At 72.2% G+C, this 18,548-nt stretch carries 17 protein-coding genes; 12 read left to right on the forward strand and 5 right to left on the reverse strand.

Annotated elements, in window-relative coordinates; genetic code table 11:
* Positions 1-10 precede the first annotated feature (10 nt).
* The 3 genes from ACH5AO_RS17420 to rhaI all read right to left on the reverse strand — a co-directional run bounded on the left by ACH5AO_RS17420 (position 11) and on the right by rhaI (position 4,783).
* Positions 11-1,456, reverse strand: a complete 1,446-nt coding sequence (locus tag ACH5AO_RS17420) for a rhamnulokinase family protein (protein ID WP_398925439.1) — start codon at positions 1,454-1,456, stop codon at positions 11-13.
* Positions 1,453-3,492: a bifunctional aldolase/short-chain dehydrogenase gene (locus ACH5AO_RS17425; protein ID WP_398925441.1), complete on the reverse strand. Its 2,040-nt coding sequence runs from the start codon at positions 3,490-3,492 to the stop codon at positions 1,453-1,455. The genes ACH5AO_RS17420 and ACH5AO_RS17425 overlap by 4 nt, the downstream gene beginning before the upstream one ends.
* A gap of 130 nt (positions 3,493-3,622) precedes the next feature.
* Positions 3,623-4,783, reverse strand: a complete 1,161-nt coding sequence (gene rhaI, locus ACH5AO_RS17430) for an L-rhamnose isomerase (protein ID WP_398925443.1) — start codon at positions 4,781-4,783, stop codon at positions 3,623-3,625.
* A gap of 260 nt (positions 4,784-5,043) precedes the next feature.
* Here rhaI and ACH5AO_RS17435 point away from each other — a divergent pair, with 260 nt between their 5' ends.
* From ACH5AO_RS17435 to ACH5AO_RS17485, 11 genes are all read left to right on the forward strand, one after another.
* Positions 5,044-6,561 (forward strand): sugar ABC transporter ATP-binding protein, encoded by a 1,518-nt coding sequence (locus tag ACH5AO_RS17435; RefSeq protein ID WP_398925446.1) that lies wholly within the window; start codon positions 5,044-5,046, stop codon positions 6,559-6,561.
* The gene (locus ACH5AO_RS17440; RefSeq protein WP_398925448.1) at positions 6,558-7,598 is read left to right on the forward strand and encodes an ABC transporter permease; all 1,041 of its coding nucleotides are present in this window, start codon (positions 6,558-6,560) and stop codon (positions 7,596-7,598) included. Before ACH5AO_RS17435 ends, ACH5AO_RS17440 begins: the two co-directional genes overlap by 4 nt.
* Positions 7,591-8,604, forward strand: coding sequence for an ABC transporter permease (locus ACH5AO_RS17445; RefSeq protein WP_398925451.1), 1,014 nt, complete (start codon positions 7,591-7,593; stop codon positions 8,602-8,604). The genes ACH5AO_RS17440 and ACH5AO_RS17445 overlap by 8 nt, the downstream gene beginning before the upstream one ends.
* Before the next feature lie 28 nt (positions 8,605-8,632).
* The gene (gene rhaS / locus ACH5AO_RS17450) at positions 8,633-9,718 is read left to right on the forward strand and encodes a rhamnose ABC transporter substrate-binding protein (protein WP_398925453.1); all 1,086 of its coding nucleotides are present in this window, start codon (positions 8,633-8,635) and stop codon (positions 9,716-9,718) included.
* A gap of 31 nt (positions 9,719-9,749) precedes the next feature.
* Positions 9,750-10,070: an L-rhamnose mutarotase gene (locus ACH5AO_RS17455; protein ID WP_030863889.1), complete on the forward strand. Its 321-nt coding sequence runs from the start codon at positions 9,750-9,752 to the stop codon at positions 10,068-10,070.
* 15 nt (positions 10,071-10,085) lie between these two features.
* Positions 10,086-10,370 (forward strand): hypothetical protein, encoded by a 285-nt coding sequence (locus ACH5AO_RS17460; protein WP_398925455.1) that lies wholly within the window; start codon positions 10,086-10,088, stop codon positions 10,368-10,370.
* 80 nt (positions 10,371-10,450) lie between these two features.
* Positions 10,451-11,476, forward strand: coding sequence for a LacI family DNA-binding transcriptional regulator (locus ACH5AO_RS17465; protein WP_398925457.1), 1,026 nt, complete (start codon positions 10,451-10,453; stop codon positions 11,474-11,476).
* Positions 11,477-11,577: 101 nt separating this feature from the next.
* Positions 11,578-12,879 carry an alpha/beta fold hydrolase gene (locus tag ACH5AO_RS17470; RefSeq protein WP_398925459.1) on the forward strand — a complete coding sequence of 434 codons (1,302 nt, stop codon included), beginning with the start codon at positions 11,578-11,580 and terminating at the stop codon, positions 12,877-12,879.
* 57 nt (positions 12,880-12,936) lie between these two features.
* On the forward strand, positions 12,937-13,680 hold the full coding sequence (locus ACH5AO_RS17475) for a PIG-L deacetylase family protein (protein WP_398925461.1): 744 nt from the start codon (positions 12,937-12,939) through the stop codon (positions 13,678-13,680).
* Positions 13,677-14,564: an RNA polymerase sigma factor SigJ gene (gene sigJ, locus ACH5AO_RS17480; RefSeq protein ID WP_398925463.1), complete on the forward strand. Its 888-nt coding sequence runs from the start codon at positions 13,677-13,679 to the stop codon at positions 14,562-14,564. Before ACH5AO_RS17475 ends, sigJ begins: the two co-directional genes overlap by 4 nt.
* Before the next feature lie 205 nt (positions 14,565-14,769).
* Positions 14,770-15,498: a DUF2470 domain-containing protein gene (locus ACH5AO_RS17485; protein ID WP_398925465.1), complete on the forward strand. Its 729-nt coding sequence runs from the start codon at positions 14,770-14,772 to the stop codon at positions 15,496-15,498.
* A 47-nt stretch (positions 15,499-15,545) separates the two neighbouring features.
* On the opposite strand, the gene ACH5AO_RS17490 is transcribed toward ACH5AO_RS17485, so the two are convergent.
* Entirely contained in the window at positions 15,546-16,781 is a 1,236-nt protein-coding gene (locus tag ACH5AO_RS17490) for an aromatic acid exporter family protein (protein WP_398925467.1), read from the reverse strand.
* 81 nt (positions 16,782-16,862) lie between these two features.
* Complete coding sequence (locus ACH5AO_RS17495) at positions 16,863-17,351, reverse strand: FBP domain-containing protein (RefSeq protein ID WP_398925469.1); 489 nt, start codon at positions 17,349-17,351, stop codon at positions 16,863-16,865.
* 158 nt (positions 17,352-17,509) lie between these two features.
* Between ACH5AO_RS17495 and ACH5AO_RS17500 the strand changes: the two genes are divergently transcribed.
* Positions 17,510-18,490, forward strand: coding sequence for a phosphotransferase family protein (locus tag ACH5AO_RS17500; RefSeq protein ID WP_398925472.1), 981 nt, complete (start codon positions 17,510-17,512; stop codon positions 18,488-18,490).
* The last annotated feature ends 58 nt before the right edge of the window (positions 18,491-18,548 follow it).

An 18,548-nucleotide genomic window follows, 5' to 3' on the forward strand; every position in this document is an offset into this window, starting at 1 on the left:
GGAGACCGCGTCAGCCCCGGGCGAGCCGGGCCTGCGCCTCCTGCCACCGCCGCGTACCGCCCCGCGGCTCGTACCGCGTCAGCGGCTGCGTACGGGTGAGCAGCCGCCGCATCCCGGCCAGGTCGCCGACCAGTCCGTGGGCGCGGGCCTGCACCAGTACGTTGCCCAGGGCCGCCGCCTCCGCCGGCCCGGACACCACCGGCAGCCCGCAGGCGTCGGCGGTGAGCTGGCACAGCAGGGCGTTGCGGGTGCCGCCGCCCACGATGTGCACGACGTCGGCGAACCGCCCGGAGAGCCGCTGTGCGTCCTCGACGGCCTTGCGGTGGGCCAGGGCCAGCGAGTCGAGGATGCACCGGGTGGTCTCGGCGGGCGTGGCCGGCACGGGCTGGCCCGACTCCCGGCAGGCCTCGGCGATCCGCTCCGGCATCCGCCCCGGCGCGAGGAACGCCGCGTCCCCGGCGTCCACCACCGACCGCAGCGCCGGCACCTTGGCCGCGTCGAGCAGCAGCGCGCCCAGATCCGGCTGCCCCCAGGCCCGCAGGCACTCCTGGAGCAGCCACAGGCCCATGATGTTGCGCAGGTAGCGGACCGTGCCGTCCAGCCCCAGCTCGTTGGTGAAGTTGGCGGCCCGGCTCTCCTCGGTGAGTACCGGCGCGTCCAGCTCCAGGCCGGCCAGCGACCAGGTGCCGGTGCAGATGTACGCGAACCGCTCTCCGTCCGCCGGGACGGCGGCCACCGCGGACGCGGTGTCGTGCGAGCCGACCGCCGTCACCGGGACCGGCCCGGTCAGCCCGGTCTCCTCCAGCACCTCGGGCCGCAGCACCCCGGCCGCGTCCCCGGGCCGGCGCAGCGGCGCGAACAGCGAGAGGTCGATGCCGAGGCGCTCCGCGACCCCGTGCGCCCAGTCGCGGGTGCGCGGGTCGATCAGCTGGGTGGTCGAGGCGTTGGTCAGCTCCGTGCCCTGCTCGCCGGTCAGCCAGTACGTCAGCAGATCCGGAATCAGCAACAGCCTTTTAGCCGCGGCCAGTTGGGCCGAGTCACGGGCCGCCGTCAGCTGGTACAGCGTGTTGAACGGCGCGTACTGCAGACCGGTCGCCGCGTACAGCTCCCCGGCGGGCACGGTCGCCCACACCTTCTCCGCGATTCCGTCGGTGCGGCCGTCGCGGTAGTGCACCGGGTTGCCGAGCAGCGCCCCGTCCGCGTCCAGCAGCCCGTAGTCCACGGCCCAGCTGTCGATGCCGACGGAGTCCACCCGGCCTGCCGCCCTCAGCCCGTCCAGCACCCCGGAGTACAGCGCCAGGACGTCCCAGCGCAGCCCTTCGGGCACGCGCACCGGCCGGTTGGGGAAGCGGTTGACCTCGGTCAGCTCCAGGCTGTCGGGGCCGACGCGGCCGACCATGACGCGTCCGCTGGACGCGCCGAGGTCGACCGCGGCGTAGGACTTCACGGTGCTCATCGCAGGAACGCGGCGGCGACGCCGGCGTCGACCGGGACGTGCAGTCCGGTGGTGTGGGTGAGGTCGCCGCCGGTCAGCGCGAACACGGCGTTCGCCACGTGCTCGGGCAGCACCTCGCGCTTCAGCAGCGTCCGCTGGGCGTAGAACTCGCCCAGCTTCTCCTCCGGCACCCCGTACACGGCGGCGCGCTTGGCGCCCCAGCCGCCCGCGAAGATCCCGGAGCCGCGCACCACACCGTCCGGGTTGACGCCGTTGACGCGGATGCCGTGCTCACCCAGCTCGGCGGCGAGCAGCCGCACCTGGTGCGCCTGGTCGGCCTTGGTGGCCGAGTAGGCGATGTTGTTCGGGCCGGCGAACACCGCGTTCTTCGACGCGATGTAGACGATGTCGCCGCCCAGCTCCTGCGCGGTCATCACCCGGGCCGCCTCGCGCGAGACGAGGAAGGAACCGCGGGCCATGATGTCGTGCTGGAGGTCCCAGTCCTTCGCGGTCGTCTCCAGCAGCGGCTTGGAGATCGAGATCCCGGCGTTGTTCACCACCAGGTCGACCCCGCCGAAGGCGAGCACGGCGGCCTTGAAGGCGTCCGCGATCTGCTCCTCGGACGTCACGTCGACGGTCACGGCGACGGCCTTGTCGGACCCGCCCAGCTCCTCGGCGACCTGCTCGGCGTTCTCCCCGTTCAGGTCGGCCACGACGACGCACGCGCCCTCGGCGACCAGCCGCTGGGCGATCGCCTTGCCGATCCCGCTGCCCGCACCCGTCACCAGTGCCACCCGGGTGGCGAGCGGCTTGGGCTTCGGCATCCGCTGGAGCTTGGCCTCCTCCAGCGCCCAGTACTCGATGCGGAACTTCTCCGACTCCTCGATCGGCGCGTACGTGGAGACCGCCTCGGCCCCGCGCATCACGTTGATCGCGTTGAGGTAGAACTCGCCGGCCACGCGCGCGGTCTGCTTGTCCTTGCCGAAGCTGAACATGCCCACGCCCGGCACCAGCACGATCGCCGGGTCGGCGCCGCGCATCGCGGGGGAGTCGTGCCGCGCGTGCCGCGCGTAGTAGGCGGCGTACTCCTCGCGGTAGGCGGCGTGGAGTTCCTTCAGCCGGGCGACCGCCTCGTCGAGCGGGGCGGACGGCGGCAGGTCCAGGACGAGCGGGCGGACCTTGGTGCGCAGGAAGTGGTCCGGGCAGGAGGTGCCCAGCGCGGCCAGCCGCGGGTGCTCGGCGCGGGCCAGGAAGTCCAGTACGGCGTCGGAGTCGTCGAAGTGCCCGACCTGCGGCCGGTCCTGCGAGGCGACGGCGCGGACGTACGGCGCCAGCGCGGCGGCCCGCTCCCGCCGCTCCTCCTCGGACAGCGCCTCGTACCCCTCGATCACGGGGCCGAACGGCTCCGGCCGGCCGCGCTCGGCGAGGAACTCCTCGGCGGTGCGGATGATGTGCAGCGAGTTGCGCTCGCACTCCTCGGAGGTGTCGCCCCACGCGGTGATGCCGTGCCCGCCGAGCACACAGCCGATGGCCTGCGGGTTGGCCTCCTTCACGGCGGCGATGTCCAGCCCGAGCTGGAAACCGGGCCGCCGCCACGGCACCCACACCACGGTGTCGCCGAAGCACTCGGCGGTCAGCTTCTCCCCGTCGGCCGCGCAGGCCAGCGCGATCCCGGAGTCGGGGTGGAGGTGGTCCACGTGCGCGGCGTCGACGAGCCCGTGCATCGCGGTGTCGATCGACGGGGCCGCACCGCCCTTGCCGTGCAGGCAGTAGTCGAACGCGGCGACCATCTCGTCCTCGCGCTCGACACCCGGGTACACACCGGTCAGCGCCCGCAGCCGGTCCAGCCGCAGCGCGGCCAGCCCCGCCTCGGCCAGCGTCCCGAGGTCGCCCCCGGACCCCTTGACCCACATCAGCTCGACGTCGCCCCCGGTGACGGGGTCGGTCTCGGTGCCCTTGGCGGAGGTGTTGCCGCCGGCGTAGTTGGTGTTGCGGGGATCGGCCCCGAGCCGGTGCGATCGAGCGAGCAGAGCGGCAGCTTCGGGATGGGGTGCCATGAACGTCCAGTCCTTACGTGAAAGAGGGTGAGTGCACATACCTAGGGGCGCGGGGCTGTTCACATGTGCGGCTACCGCCGCGTGGGCGCGGCCGGCCGGCCGTCCGCGACGAACAGCACGGGGCGGACGCTCACGCCCCCCACCCGGCCTGCTCCCCACCGACCCGCTCGGCGACGATCTTCTCCGCCCACCCGGACCGCCGATAGGCGACCAGGGGTTCGGGGTCCAGCCCCATCTCCTCCCGCACCTCACGCAGCAGCGGACGCACGTCCGTGTTGTACGCGTCCATCAGCACGGCGTTGGCCTCGAGCACGTCCCCGGAGGCCTGGGCCTCGCTCAGCGCCGCCCGGTCGACCAGCAGTGCCTTCGCCGTCGCCTCCTGGACGTTCATGACGGAACGGATGATCGCCGGGATCTTCGCCTCGATGTTGTGGCACTGGTCGAGCATGAACGCCACCTCGGGAGCGAACCCGCCCCCGCGGATCACCTCGTACATGATCCGGAACAGCTGGAACGGGTCGGCGGCGCCGACCATCAGGTCGTCGTCGGCGTAGAACCGCGAGTTGAAGTCGAACCCGCCGAGCTTCCCCTCCCGCAGCAGCGTCGCCACGATGAACTCGATGTTGGTGCCCGGAGCGTGGTGACCGGTGTCGACCACGACCTGCGCCTTCTCGCCCAGCTTCAGGCAGTGCGCGTAGGCGGTGCCCCAGTCCGGCACGTCCGTCGTGTAGAACGCCGGCTCGAAGAACTTGTACTCCAGCAGCATCCGCTGGTCGTCCCCGAGCCGCTCGTACACCTCGGCGAGCCCTTCGGCGAGCCGGTCCTGGCGGGCGCGGATGTCGTCCTGCCCGGGGTAGTTCGTCCCGTCGGCGAACCACAGCTTCAGGTCCTTGGAGCCGGTCGCGTCCATGATGTCGACGCACTCCAGCAGGTGGTCGACGGCCTTCCGGCGCACCGCCGCGTCCGGGTGGCAGATGCTGCCGAGCTTGTAGTCGTCGTCCTGGAAGGTGTTGGAGTTGATCGCGCCGAGCCGCACCCCGCGGTCCTCGGCGTGCTTGGCCAGTGCCGCGTAGTCCTCGACCTTGTCCCACGGGATGTGCAGCGCCACGGTCGGCGCGACACCGGTGAACGCGTGCACCTGGGCGGCGTCGTCGAGCTTCTCCTGCGGGGTGCGGGGGACGCCCTGTTGCGCGAACACCTTGAACCGGGTCCCCGAGTTCCCGTACGCCCAGGACGGCGTCTCCACGGCCTGTGTCTTGAGAGCGGCTTTCACCGCGGCGAGCTCGGTCACGTCAGGGCTCCTGTGACATCGGGTCGTAACGACCACTGAGTGAAACGATTCAGAACGGGAAGCTATGGGTCTCCCGAAGGGGTGTCAACCCCTCCGGCGCAGACGGTCCTCCGTGACCAGGCCGAGACCTGAAGGTGTCGAAAGTTTTTCGGCTGGGACCCATTGACGTGACATGCGTCGCGCGCCTAACGTCCCGGCAACCCAGTTGAAACCTTTCACGACGCCGTGGGGCCTCCCGTCGGCGTCGTCGAGGAGCCCTCATGACCCACCCGTCCGACACGGGTCCGGCCCCGGTTCTCGCGCTGAAGGGCATCTCCAAGTCCTTCGGCGCGGTCCGTGCACTGCGGGACGTCTCCCTGGAGCTGTTCCCCGGGGAGGTGCACGCCCTCGCCGGCGAGAACGGAGCCGGCAAGTCGACCCTCATCAAGACGCTCGCCGGAGTGCACCGTCCGGACACCGGCCAGGTGCTGCTCGACGGCGCGCCGGTCGTCTTCCACGGCCCCGGTGACGCCCGCGACGCCGGCATCGCCGTGATCTACCAGGAGCCCACGCTCTTCCCCGACCTGTCGATCGCCGAGAACATCTTCATGGGCCGGCAGCCCCGGAAGGCGCTCGGCCGGATCGACCACCGCGCCACCCACGACGCGACCGCCGCCCTGATGCGGCGGCTCGGCGTCGACCTCGACCCGGACCGTCCGGCCCGCGGCCTGTCCATCGCCGACCAGCAGATCGTCGAGATCGCCAAGGCGCTCTCCTTCGACGCCCGCGTCCTGATCATGGACGAGCCCACCGCCGCCCTCACCGGCAGCGAGGTCGCCCGCCTCTTCGGCGTCGTGCGCACCCTGCGCGAGCAGGGCGCCGCGGTGCTGTTCATCTCCCACCGCCTGGAGGAGATCTTCGAGATCTGCCAGCGGGTCACCACGCTCCGCGACGGCGCCTGGATCTCCAGCGAGCCGCTGGAGGGCATGACCGAGGACGACCTGGTCCGCCGCATGGTCGGCCGCGACCTCGAGGAGCTCTACCCCAAGCAGGACGTGACACCGGGCGAGATCGCCCTGAGCGTGCGCCGGCTGACCCGCGAGGGCGTCTTCACCGACGTCTCCTTCGACGTGCGGCGCGGCGAGATCGTCGGCCTGGCCGGACTCGTCGGCGCCGGACGCACCGAGGTGGCCCGCGCCGTCTTCGGCGTCGACCGCTGGGACGCCGGCGAGGTCGAGGTCGACGGACGCAAACTGACCAACGGCGCCCCGTCCACGGCCATGGCCGCGGGCCTCGCCCTGGTCCCCGAGGACCGGCGCGCCCAGGGCCTGGTGATGGACATGTCCATCGAGCGCAACATCGGCCTCACCGGACTCCGTACGACCGTGAAGGCCGGCCTGATGGACCGCGGCGCCGAACGCAGCCGCTCCCTCGACTGGGCCGTCAAGCTCCAGGTCAAGTACGCCCGGATCGCCGACACGGTGAACACCCTGTCCGGCGGCAACCAGCAGAAGGTCGTCCTCGCCAAGTGGCTCGCCACCGGCCCGAAGGTGCTGATCGTCGACGAGCCCACGCGCGGCATCGACGTCGGCACCAAGGCCGAGGTGCACCGGCTGCTCTCCCAGCTCGCCGCCGACGGCGTCGCCGTCCTGATGATCTCCTCCGACCTGCCCGAGATCCTCGGCATGGCCGACCGCGTGCTGGTGATGCACGAGGGCCGGCTCACCGCCGAGATCCCCCGCACCGACGCCACCGAGGAAACCGTGATGGCCGCAGCCACGGGGAGGGCCGCCGCATGACGGTCGCCGCTCCCGGAGAAGCCCCCGTCGCCGAGGCACCGAAGGCCGGCGCCACCCGGCTGGTGGACCGCGTCTTCAAGATGCGCGAACTCGCCATCCTCGTCGTCTTCCTGGTGATGATCGCCGTCACCCAGGCCGGCAACAGCGAGTTCCTGTCCGAACAGGGCATCAAGGACCTGCTGCTGAACGCGACCATCCTGGTCCTGGTCGCCACCGGCCAGTCCCTGGTCGTCATCACCCGCAACGTCGACCTGTCCGTCGGCTCCACCCTCGGCATCAGCGCCTTCGCCGCCGGCACCTACCTCCAGGGCGGCGGGAACCCGGTCGTCGCCATCGCCCTCGCCGTGCTGCTCGGCATCGGCTTCGGACTGCTCAACGGCCTGCTCGTCAGCCTCGGCCAGGTGCCCGCCCTCGTGGTCACCCTCGGCACGCTCTACATCATCCGCGGCATCGACTCCATCTGGGTCGGCTCCCGCCAGATCACCGCCGCCGACCTGCCCGGCGGGTTCGTCGACTTCGGCTCCGGCGGCATCTCGGCCGTGCCCTACCTGGCGCTCATCGCGCTCGCGGTGCTCGTGGCGACGGCGTACTACCTCAAGCACTTCGGCAGCGGACGCGAGCTGTACGCGCTCGGCTCCAACCCCGAGGCCGCCCGGCTCGCCGGCATCCCCGTACGCAAGCGGATCCTCGCCGCGTACACCTTCTGCGGCGCCCTCGCCGGCCTCGCCGGCGCCCTGTACCTGGCCCGGTTCGGCAACGTCGACTCCAGTACCGGCAACGGCTACGAACTCACCGTCGTCAGCGCGGTCGTGGTCGGCGGCGTGGTCTTCACCGGCGGCTCCGGCAGCGTCTACGGCGCGGCCCTCGGCGCGCTGCTGCTGACCTCCATCAACAGCGTGCTGCCCGCCCTCGGCGTCAGCTCCGTGTGGGTGCTCGCCATCAACGGCATCCTGCTCATCCTCGCCATCGCGGTCGACCGGATCGTCGCGCTGCGCGTGGCCTTGGCCCTGAAGAAGAGGAACGCCCGCCATGCCTGAGTCCCTCACGCGCGCGGTCCGCTGGGACACGGTCGTCGGCGCCCTGCTCGTCGTCGTCCTGCTGCTGTCCTTCACCACCGTCGACGGCTTCGGCAACGCGCTCAACCTGTCGTTCCTCATCGGCAACACCCTGCCGATCGCGCTGATCGCCCTGCCCATGACCCTGCTCGTGGTCTCCGGCGAGATCGACCTGTCCGTGGCCTCCACGGCCGGCCTGTCCGGCGCGGTGATGGGCGCCTTGTGGAACCAGGGCATGACCATCGAGACGATCATCCCGATCTGCCTCGTCATCGGCGTCGTCTGCGGCCTGGTCAACGGCCTGCTGGTGACCCGCCTCGGACTGCCGTCCCTCGCCGTCACCATCGGCACACTGGCCGCCTACCGGGGCATCGCGCAGATCGTGCTCGGCTCCGACGCGGTGACCGACTTCCCCACCGCGTACCTGGACTTCGCCGCCGGACGCATCGGCGACACGTTCATCCCGTACGCCCTCCTGCCCTTCCTGGTGCTGCTCGCCATCGCCGTCGTCACCCTGCACGCCACCCCGTTCGGCCGGTCGCTGTTCGCGGTCGGCGCGAGCGAGGAGGCGGCCCGGTTCGCCGGCATCCGCGTCAAGCGGCAGAAGCTGATCCTGTTCACCCTGACCGGTCTGATGGCCTCCCTCACCGGCGTCTTCTGGGCACTGCACTACGCCAGCGCCCGCTACGACAACGCCACCGGCCTCGAACTCTCCGTCGTGGCGGCCGTGCTGCTCGGCGGCATCGACTTCGACGGCGGCAAGGGGACGCTCGGCGGCGCGATCGCCGGTGTGTTCCTGCTCGGCGCGCTGCAGAACGTGATGAGCCTCCAGGACGTCTCCGCGCAGTCGCAGATCGTCGTCACCGGTGTGCTCCTGGTGCTGTCCGTGCTCGGACCGCGCATCGCCCGGCAGGTCGCCGTCGCGAGGGCCGGACGCCGGGCTACCGCGTCACCACCGGTCTCCAAGGCCCCCACCGCCACCCCCTGATTCCTTCTCGTCCTCTAAGGAACCCACCATGCGCAAGGCATCCATCCGCCGTACCTGCGCGGCCCTCGCCGCCGTCACCTCGCTCGCCCTGGCCGCCACCGCCTGCGGCGGCACCACCAAGGAGGACGTCAAGAACGAGGGCGGCGGCGCGGCGGCCTCGGCCGGCAAGGCCGACCCGAACGCGGCCACCAAGAAGGGCCTGACCGTCGGCTTCCTGCCCAAGCAGGTCAACAACCCCTACTTCACCACCGCCGACAAGGGTGGCGAGAAGGCCGTCGAGGAGCTGGGCTCCACCTACAAGGAGGTCGGCCCCTCCAGCGCCACCGACACCGCCGGCCAGGTCTCCTACGTCAACACCCTGACCCAGCAGCAGGTCGACGCCATGGCCGTCTCCGCGCAGGACCCCGGCGCCCTGTGCACCGCGCTCAAGCAGGCCATGAAGAACGGCATCAAGGTCGTCACCTACGACTCCGACACCACCCCCGACTGCCGCAACGCCTTCGTCTCGCAGGCCAGCGGCGAGGACCTGGGCCGCACCGAGGTGCAGCTGCTCGCCGAGCAGATCGACTACAAGGGCGAGATCGCGATCCTGTCCGCCGCGCAGACCGCGACCAACCAGAACGCCTGGATCGAGTTCATGAAGGACGAGCTCAAGGACCCCAAGTACAAGGACATCAAGCTGGTCAAGGTCGCTTACGGCAACGACGACGCCCAGCAGTCCTTCCAGCAGACCCAGGGCCTGCTCCAGGAGTACCCGGACCTGAAGGGGATCATCTCCCCGACCACCGTCGGCATCAAGGCCGCCGCCCAGTACCTGTCCGGCTCCAAGTACAAGGGCAAGGTCAAGCTGACCGGCCTCGGCACCCCCAACGACATGCGCAAGTACGTCAAGAACGGCACCGTCGAGGCGTTCGAGCTCTGGGACCCGGCCAAGCTCGGCGAGCTGGCCGCCCGCACCGCCGTCGCCCTGTCCTCCGGCCAGATCACCGGCAAGGAGGGCGAGACCTTCACGGCCGGCGCGATGGGCGAGTACACCATCGGCAAGGACGGCGTGATCAACCTCGGCAAGCCCACCGTGTTCAACGCCGAGAACATCGACCAGTTCGACTTCTGATCCCCACTTCCCCCTGAAGGAGCGGTACTTCATGCGACGCGTCTGTTTCCTGCTCAAGGTCCGACAGGACCGGATCGCCGAGTACCGCGAACGCCATGCCGCCGTGTGGCCCGAGATGTGCGAGGCGCTCTCGGCCACCGGCTGGCACAACTACTCCCTCTTCCTGCGCGACGACGGCCTCCTCGTCGGCTACCTGGAGACCGAGGACTTCGAGGCGGCCAAGGCGGGCATGGAGGCCACCGAGGTCAACGCCCGCTGGCAGGCCGAGATGTCCCCCTTCTTCGAGTCCCTCGACGGCTCCCGGCCGGACGAGGCGATGACACCGCTGACCGAGGTCTTCCACCTCGCCTGACGACGAAAGCCCGCGATGGGACGACGTACCCTCCCGGCCGGCGCGCTCCTCGGCACCGCGGCGGCCCCCGCCCCGGCCGCCGTGCCCGGGCCGTCGGTCACCCGCACCGGCGGCACCACGCCCGGCAGCCGGCGGTACACGGCCCGGCACACCGCCGGCCGGGGTGACGCCGTCGCCCGCCGGGTGGCCGCCGACACGCGCGTCGCCCGGGACGGGGTGCCGTCGGCCGTGTACCGGGAGAAGTCCACCGGTACGACACCCTCGCCCCCACACGTAGTCGGCCTCAGGCTGCCCGCCTGACCGTGACCGCTCAGGGGCGGCGCTGCCGGTAGTGTGATGGCCCGCCGCGTCGCCCCGCTCTTTCTGGAGGTCCCTGCCCGATGGCCCAGTCGGTGGGTATCAAGGACGTCGCCCGCGTCGCCGGAGTGTCCGTCGGCACGGTCTCCAACGTGATCAACCGCCCGGACACGGTCGCCGCCGAGACCCGGGCCCGGGTGCTGTCCGCCATAGACCGGCTCGGCTACGTGCGCAGCGAGTCCGCCCGCCAGTTGCGCGCCGGCCGCAGCCGCATCATGGGCCTGCTCGTCCTCGACATGGGCAACCCGTTCTTCGTCGACGTCGCCCGCGGCGCCGAACGCGCCGCCCGCGAGGCCGGACTCGGCGTGATGGTCTGCAACAGCGCCCAGAACCCGGGCGAGGAGGCCGAGTACCTCTCCCTCTTCGCCGAACAGCGGGTGCGGGGCGTGCTGCTCACCCCGGCGGACGCCACCGGCCGCAACATCGAGGCGTTCCGCCGGCACGGCATCCCCTTCGTCCTGGTCGACCGGGTCGCCGAGGGCACCACCGAGTGCTCGGTCTCCGTGGACGACGTGGCGGGCGGCGCGCTGGCCGTGCGGCACCTCGTCGACGCCGGGCACCGCTCCATCGCGTACGTCTGCGGCCCGCCCGGACTGAACCAGGTCCGGGACCGCCGCACCGGCGCCCTGAACGCCCTCGCCGAGGCCGGACTGGGCCCCGACCACCTGCGCGAACTGCCCACCGAGCGGCTCGACGTCGCCGCCGGCCGTGACGCGGGCGCCCGCCTGCTCGGACTCGCCGACCGGCCCACCGCCGTCTTCTGCGCCAACGACCTGCTCGCCCTCGGTGTGCTCCAGGCGATGTACGCGGCCGGCGTCGGCGTCCCCGACGACCTCGCGATCGTCGGCTACGACGACATCGAGTTCGCCGCCGCGGCCGCCGTACCGCTGACCTCGGTGCGGCAGCCCGCGGTCACCATGGGGGCCCTGGCGGCCGAGCTGCTGCTGGAGGAGACCGAGGGCGGGAGCACCGCCGAGCCGCACGAGCACCGCCGGGTCGTGCTCCGTCCGGAACTGGTGGTCCGGCGCTCCAGCCTGGCGGCCCGCTGACGGCCGTTCAGCAAGATTTTCATGATCCCGGGCTCGTTGGCCGGACGAACATGTGTTGAACTGGGTCACGATCCGACAATCCGTTCGTCCCGGGAGCCCCGTTGTCCGTCAGCTACCGCCAGCCCGGAGTGGTCCTCACCGACCGCCGGTTCACCGTGCCCCTCGATCACGACGCCCCCTCGGGGGAGACGATCGAGCTGTACGCGCGTGAGGTCGTCGCCAGTGACAAGGCCGGCCGGGACCTGCCCTGGCTGCTCTACCTCCAGGGCGGCCCCGGCTTCGGGGCGAACCGTTTCGTCGGGAAGGAGGCCTGGCTCGGCCGGGCCCTGGAGGACCACCGGGTCCTCCTCCTCGACCAGCGCGGCACCGGCGCCTCCACCCCCGTCAACCGGCAGACGCTCCCGCTGCGCGGCGGCCCCGCCGCACAGGCCGACCACCTCGCCCTCTTCCGCGGCGACTCGATCGTCCGGGACTGCGAGGCCATCCGCCCCCAGGTGACCGGCGGCGCCCCCTGGACCGTGCTCGGCCAGAGCTTCGGCGGCTTCTGCACCGTCACCTACCTGTCCATCGCGCCCGAGGGCCTGGACACCGCCCTGATCACCGGCGGCCTGCCCTCCCTCGACGCCCACGCCGACGACGTCTACCGGGCCGCCTACCCGCGCGTCGAACGCAAGGTCGCCGCGCACTACGCCCGCTACCCGCAGGACGTCGAACGCGCCCGCCGCATCGCCGACCACCTCCTCACCCACGAGGTCGTCCTCCCGAACGGCTACCGGTTCACCGTCGAGGCCTTCCAGTCCTTCGGCCGGATGCTCGGCGGCGGCGAGGGCAGCCACCGGCTGCACTTCCTCCTGGAGGACGCCTTCGTCCGCACCCCTGGCGGCCACGAACTCTCCGACGCCTTCCAGGAGCAGGCACAGGGCCTGCTGTCGTACGCCGGACACCCGCTGTACGCACTCGTCCACGAGGCGATCTACGGCCAGGACGCCCGGCCCACCGCCTGGTCCGCCGAACGCGTGCGGGCCGAGTTCCCGCGGTTCGACGCGGCCAAGACGCTCGCCGGCGACGAGCCGCTGCTGTTCACCGGCGAGACCATCCACCCCTGGATGTTCGACTGCGACCCCGCGCTGCGCCCGCTGCGCGAGACCGCCGACCTGCTCGCCGCGTGCACCGACTGGACACCCCTGTACGACCCGGCGCGCCTGGCCGCCAACGAGGTCCCGGTCGCGGCGGCCGTCTACCACGACGACATGTACGTCGACACCGCCCACTCCCTGGAGACGGCCCGCGCCATCCGCGGCCTGCGCACCTGGGTCACCGACGAGTTCGAGCACGACGGCGTCCGGGCCGGCGGTCCCCGCGTCCTGGACCGGCTGCTCGCCCTGGCGCACGACGAGGCGTGAGTCCGGGGCCGGGCGCGGGCCCGGCGGGATGTCGGTGCGGCGGGTTAGTCTGCGGGCATGACCGAGCCGACGACCAGTCAACTCCCACCCATGCCCGACGATTGGCGGCGCGCCCTGGCCGTGGTGGCCCACCCGGACGACCTCGAGTACGGCTGCGCGGCGGCGATCGCGTCCTGGACCGACGCCGGCCGCGAGGTCTCCTACGTGCTGGCGACCCGCGGCGAGGCGGGCATCGACACCCTGGAGCCGGCGGAGTGCGGCCCGCTCAGGGAGCGTGAACAGCGGGCGAGCGCGGCCGTGGTCGGCGTGTCGGAGGTCGACTTCCTCGACCACGCGGACGGGGTCGTCGAGTACGGCCCCGCGCTGCGCCGGGACATCGCCGCCGCGATCCGCCGGTACCGGCCCGAGCTGGTGATCACCCTGAACCACCGGGACACCTGGGGCGGCACCTACTGGAACACCCCGGACCACGTGGCCGTCGGGCGGGCCGTGCTCGACGCGGCCGGTGACGCCGGCAACCGGTGGATCTTCCCGGAGCTGACCGAGCGGGGCCTCGAACCCTGGAACGGGGTCCGCTGGGTGGCGGTCGCCGGTTCCGGCAGCCCCACGCACGCGGTGGACGCGACGGACGGACTGGAGCGGGCGATCGCGTCGCTGCTCGAACACCGGACCTACATCGAGGCGCTGACCGACGAGGACCCGGAGGCGTACGCTCGCGGCCTGCTGACCGGTTTCGCCGAGGAGGCGGGGAAGCGGTTCGGGAACCGGCCCGCGGTCACCTTCGAGGTGTTCCCCCGGTGAGCTCCGTGGACGTGGCCGGGGACCTGCTGGCGGAGCGCTTCGAGGAGCACCGCGGGCACCTCGAGGCGGTCGCCTACCGCATGCTCGGCTCGCTGACCGAGGCGGAGGACGCCGTCCAGGAGGCCTGGCTGAGACTGGGCCGCACCGGCGCCGACGGCATCGGCAACCTCGGCGGCTGGCTGACCACCGTGACCGGCCGGATCTGCCTGGACCTGCTGCGCTCGCGCACCGCGCGCCGCGAGCAGCCGATGGACGACACGTTCGTCCCGGACCCGGTGGTCAGACCCCTCTCCCAGGTGGACCCGGAGCAGGAGGCGCTGCGCGCCGACTCGGTGGGCGTGGCGATGCTGGTGGTCCTGGAGACGCTGGAGCCCGACGAGCGGCTGGCGTTCGTCCTGCACGACATGTTCGCCGTGCCGTTCGACGAGATCGCCCCGGTGGTGGAGCGCAGCCCGGCCGCGACCCGGCAGCTCGCCAGCCGGGCCCGCCGCCGGGTACGGGACACGACCCCTCCGTCCGACCCCGACCTCGGCCGGCAGAAGCAGGTCCTCGAGGCGTTCATGGCCGCCGCGCGCGGCGGTGACTTCGAGGCGCTGGTCGCCGTCCTCCACCCGGACGTGGTGCTACGGGCGGACGCGGGCGCCCTGGTCCGCGGCGCGGCCGGGTCCAAGGTCCTCCGGGGCGCGAAGACGGTGGCCGAGTCGGCGATCACGTTCGCCCGCTTCACCGCGGACGGCCGGATGGCCCTGGTCAACGACTCCCTGGGCCTGCTTGGCGTGGCCGACGGCCGCATCCGGTCGGTGATGTCCGTCACCATCACCGACAACCGGATCACAGGCATGTACATCCTGGCCGACCCGGACCGCATCGCTCACGTGCGGTAGTCCCGGCCCGTTCGTGCCGCAGGGCGGTACGAACGGGCCGGGGGCACCTCTCCGGGGAGAGACCCGGCGGGCGCCGGGCCGCGTGCCCCGCCCCCGTCCGGCCCCGGCGTGCCCGGAAAGGTCTCGTGGAGATCACGCGACCCGGTTGGCACGCGCCCCGACCTTCGATAGGTTAGGCAAGGCTTACCTAAGAGGAGGTTCGGGGATGGGTGACGACACGCACGGCTGGACGGCCGCGCCCGGTGCGGCACAACGGGCCCGCTCGGTGCTCGCCGCCGCGTGGTCCTGCACGGTGACCGCGGAGGGCACCCGGGAGGAACTCGTCGGCGCGCACGGCGTGACCGACGACGGACGGGTGCTGCTGCACGTGCCCGAGGACAGCGCCCTGCTCGCCGCCGCGCTCTGCGCGCCCCGCGGCGAGCCGTCCGCCGTGCTGGAGTTCGCCGACGTGGCACCCGTCCCCGTACGCAACCGGATCCGCGCCCGGCTGTGGCTGGCCGGCTGGTTCGCCGTGCGGGACGGGCACCTCGTCTTCCAGCCCACGCGCGTGGTGCTGCGGCAGCCGTCCGGCGCCCTGGTCGTCGACGTCGAGGAGTTCGCCGCCGCCGAGCCCGACCGGCTCGCCACCGCCGAGGCCCGGCTGCTGACCCACCTCGCCGACTGCCACGCCGACGCCGTCGAACGGCTGACCCGGCTGGTCGACCACGGCAGCCTGCACGGTGCGGTCCGCGTCCAGCCGCTCGCCGTCGACCGGCACGGACTGACCCTGCGCATCGAACGCCTCCGCACGGACGGCGACGTGCGCCTGCCGTTCCACGCGCCCGCCGACGACGTCTCCCAGCTCACCGAGCGCATGCACGTGCTGCTCGCCCAGGCGAGCGCCGCCTCCTGCCCTCGTGCGCTGCAGCGACAGCGCACGGACGGCGACGGGTGACGATGACGCGGAGGCCCCGGCGGCACGGGCGGCCCCGGCCGGGTACGTCACGTGGAACGGCGGGAGGCGCCCCCTCGCTTGCGGCGCAGCCGCTCCCGCATCCGGGTGAGCCGCGGCAGCCGCTCGCGCTGCTCCCGCGAGTGCCGGTCCAGCTCCTCGAGCAGCCGGCGCGTGCGGTGCTCGGTGTCCATCTCGTCGAGGATGCGGTTGACCTCGGTCAGCACGGCGCCCAGCAACTGCCACTGGCGGGCGTCGCGCCGGGCCTGCTCGAAGAGCAGCCGGGCCAGCCTGTCGCGGGTGGCGGCCGCCTGCCGCAGCTGGGAGGCGAGCCGTTCCTCCGCCGACTCGGCGTTCGCGCTCACGCTCGTGGTCACCAGCACCGCGAAGCTGACCACGGCGTCCGCGATCTCGGACAGTAGCTCCTCGAAGGCGGCGCCCGTCTCCGGATCGAACAGCCGCTCAGGGTCGCGCTCCTTGGCCAGGTCGGTCAGCGTGCGCGCCAGCACCCGCAGCACCACCGTGCAGATCTCCAGCGTGTCGAGGCCGGTGCGCAGCACCACCCGGTGCAGCAGACCCTCGCGCACCCGGGGATTGAGCCGCAGGCTGTCCTCCGCCTGCCGGAGGTCCGCGTCGACCTCGGTGATGTCGTGGTCCAGGCGGCGGGCCTCGTGCAGCCGGGCCGCCGCGCGGTGCGGGGGCGTCAGGCCCGACGCCTCCTCGCCGATCCGCAGCATCAGCTGCCGCACCCGGCGCGCCAGCTCCTCGATCGACTCGCCGGCCTCCTCCACCCACACGGGCGGGGCGAGCAGGAGGTTGAACCCCATCCCGACGATCGCCCCGATCAGCGTCTCCACGATCCGGGCCCAGGCGGTGTCCCCGTGCGTGGTCACCCCGAGCACCAGCATCGCGCTGATCGCCACCTCGGGCACGAACTCGTCCACCCGCACCAGATGGCCGACGATCAGCGACGCCAGGATGAGCAGACCCAGGCTCCACCAGGTCAGACCCACCAGCAGGCTGAAGAGGATCGCCACGACGACGCCGGTCACCACGGAGTTCACCCGGCGCACCCCGGTGGTGAGCGTGGAGTACAGGGTGACCTGGACGACGAGCAGCGCGGTCAGGGGCGCGGTGAGCGGGGCGGCCTCCGGACTCAGCCGCAGCGCGATGACGTAGGCGACGGTCGCCGCTGCGGCCGACCTCACCATCTGCACGGTCACCGGGTCCCGGTGCCGCTTGACGAACTCGAGGGCCGGCGCTGTCATCTCACGTACCACTTGCATCCTGGGACGGTTCCCCTTCCCCGGACGCGACGAACGTGCTCACCTGCGACAGCAGTCACCCGGAGGACAGCCGGGCCGGACCTACAGCTTGTCGAGGAAGGCGAACAGGTTGCCCGTGGTACGGGCGATCTGCTCCTCCAGGGTGAGGCTCTCCTCGAAGCGGGCACCGGTCTCCGGGACCTTCAGACCGCGCAGGTAGAGGGAACAGGCGAGGTCGGTGCACATGTAGGCACCGACCGAGTTGCCCTCCCGGCCGGCCGGGCCCGCCTTGCGCGCGGTCATCAGGGAGACGCCGCCGCGCGGATGGGTCGTCAGGCACAGGGAGCACATGCTGCGGTGCAGGAAGCCGCGCTGGGCGGGCTGGAAGCGCATGGCCACCCCGACGAGACGGTCCTCCCGCTCGGTGACGAGATAGCTGCGGTCGGGCGCGCCGGGATCGCGCCAGCCCAGGAAGTCGAGGTCGTCCCAGGGGCGCTCGCCCAGGTCGCGCGGTACGGCCAGCCGCTTGGCCTCACCCTTCGAGCAGTTGATGAACGAAGTGCGGATGTCCTGCTCGGTGAGTGCTCTCATGGGGTCGTCTCCTGGCGTGCTCTTTCGAAACCTAGGGGGTCTAGGTTTCTGGTTCAGGGTAGGTATCCGGCCTCCGGGGGAGCCAGCGGTTTTCCGGGGCCGCGCCCGCGTGGGGTCCGTACGCTGTACCCCGGCCGACGAGGGGAAGGGGAGGGACAGTGGGGGATTCCTGGGAGCGGGCCCGCCGGGTGCTCACGGAGGCGGGACTGCCGCCCGACGCGCTCGCCGGGGTGCGCCCGCTGAGCGGAGGCACCTACAACACGGTCGAGGAGCTCCTCCTCACCGACGGCGGCCGCTACGTGCTCAAGGTCCCGCCCGCGCCCGCCACCCCCGGCCTCCGGTACGAGCGGCGCCTGCTCGTCTCCGAGGCGGACTTCTGCGCCGGGGCCGCCGAGGCCGGTGTCCCCGCCCCACGCGCCGTGTCCGTCGGCGGCGACGCCTCCGTACCGTATCTGCTGATGACCGCCTGCCCGGGGGAGCCCTGGACGCGGGCGGAGCCGGCCGGCGAGGAGCGGGAGGGGCTGCGCGCGGAGCTCGGCCGCCAGGTGGCCCGGCTGCACCGGGTGACCGGACCGGGGTTCGGCTACCCGTCCGGCGCCCTCGGCCCGCTCGCCCCCGACTGGCGGACCGCGTTCACCGCGATGACCGACGCCGTGCTCGCCGACGCCCGTGACTACGGCGCCCGGCTGCCGCGCCCCGTCGACGAGGTGGCCGCCGTGATCCGCACCGCCGCCGGGACGCTCGACGAGGTCACGGTGCCGGCCCTCGTCCATTTCGACCTGTGGCCGGGCAACATCCTGGTGGAGCGCACGCCGACGGGGGAGGCGCGGATCGGCGGGATCGTCGACGGGGAGCGCATGTTCTGGGGCGACCCGCTCGCCGATTTCGTCTCCCTCGCCCTGCTCGGCGACATCAGGACGGACGAGGCGTTCCTCGCCGGATACGGACGGGCCGGGGGCCGGGCCGTCCTCGACGGGGCGGCCCGTGTCCGGCTCGCCCTCTACCGCGCCTACCTCTACCTGATCATGCTCACCGAGACGGTTCCGCGGGCGAGCGGGGACGAGTACGAACGATGGCTTCAAGCCACCGTCGCCCCGGAACTGGAGGCCGCGTTGGACGACATCGGCGAAACCTGTTAGTTCACATCATGAAATAAGGGTGCCGAAAAGTCGCGCCAGGCCGGTTCCCGGCGGTATG

Source organism: Streptomyces sp. NPDC018964 (assembly GCF_044390325.1).
Taxonomy (GTDB): Bacteria; Actinomycetota; Actinomycetes; order Streptomycetales; family Streptomycetaceae; genus Streptomyces.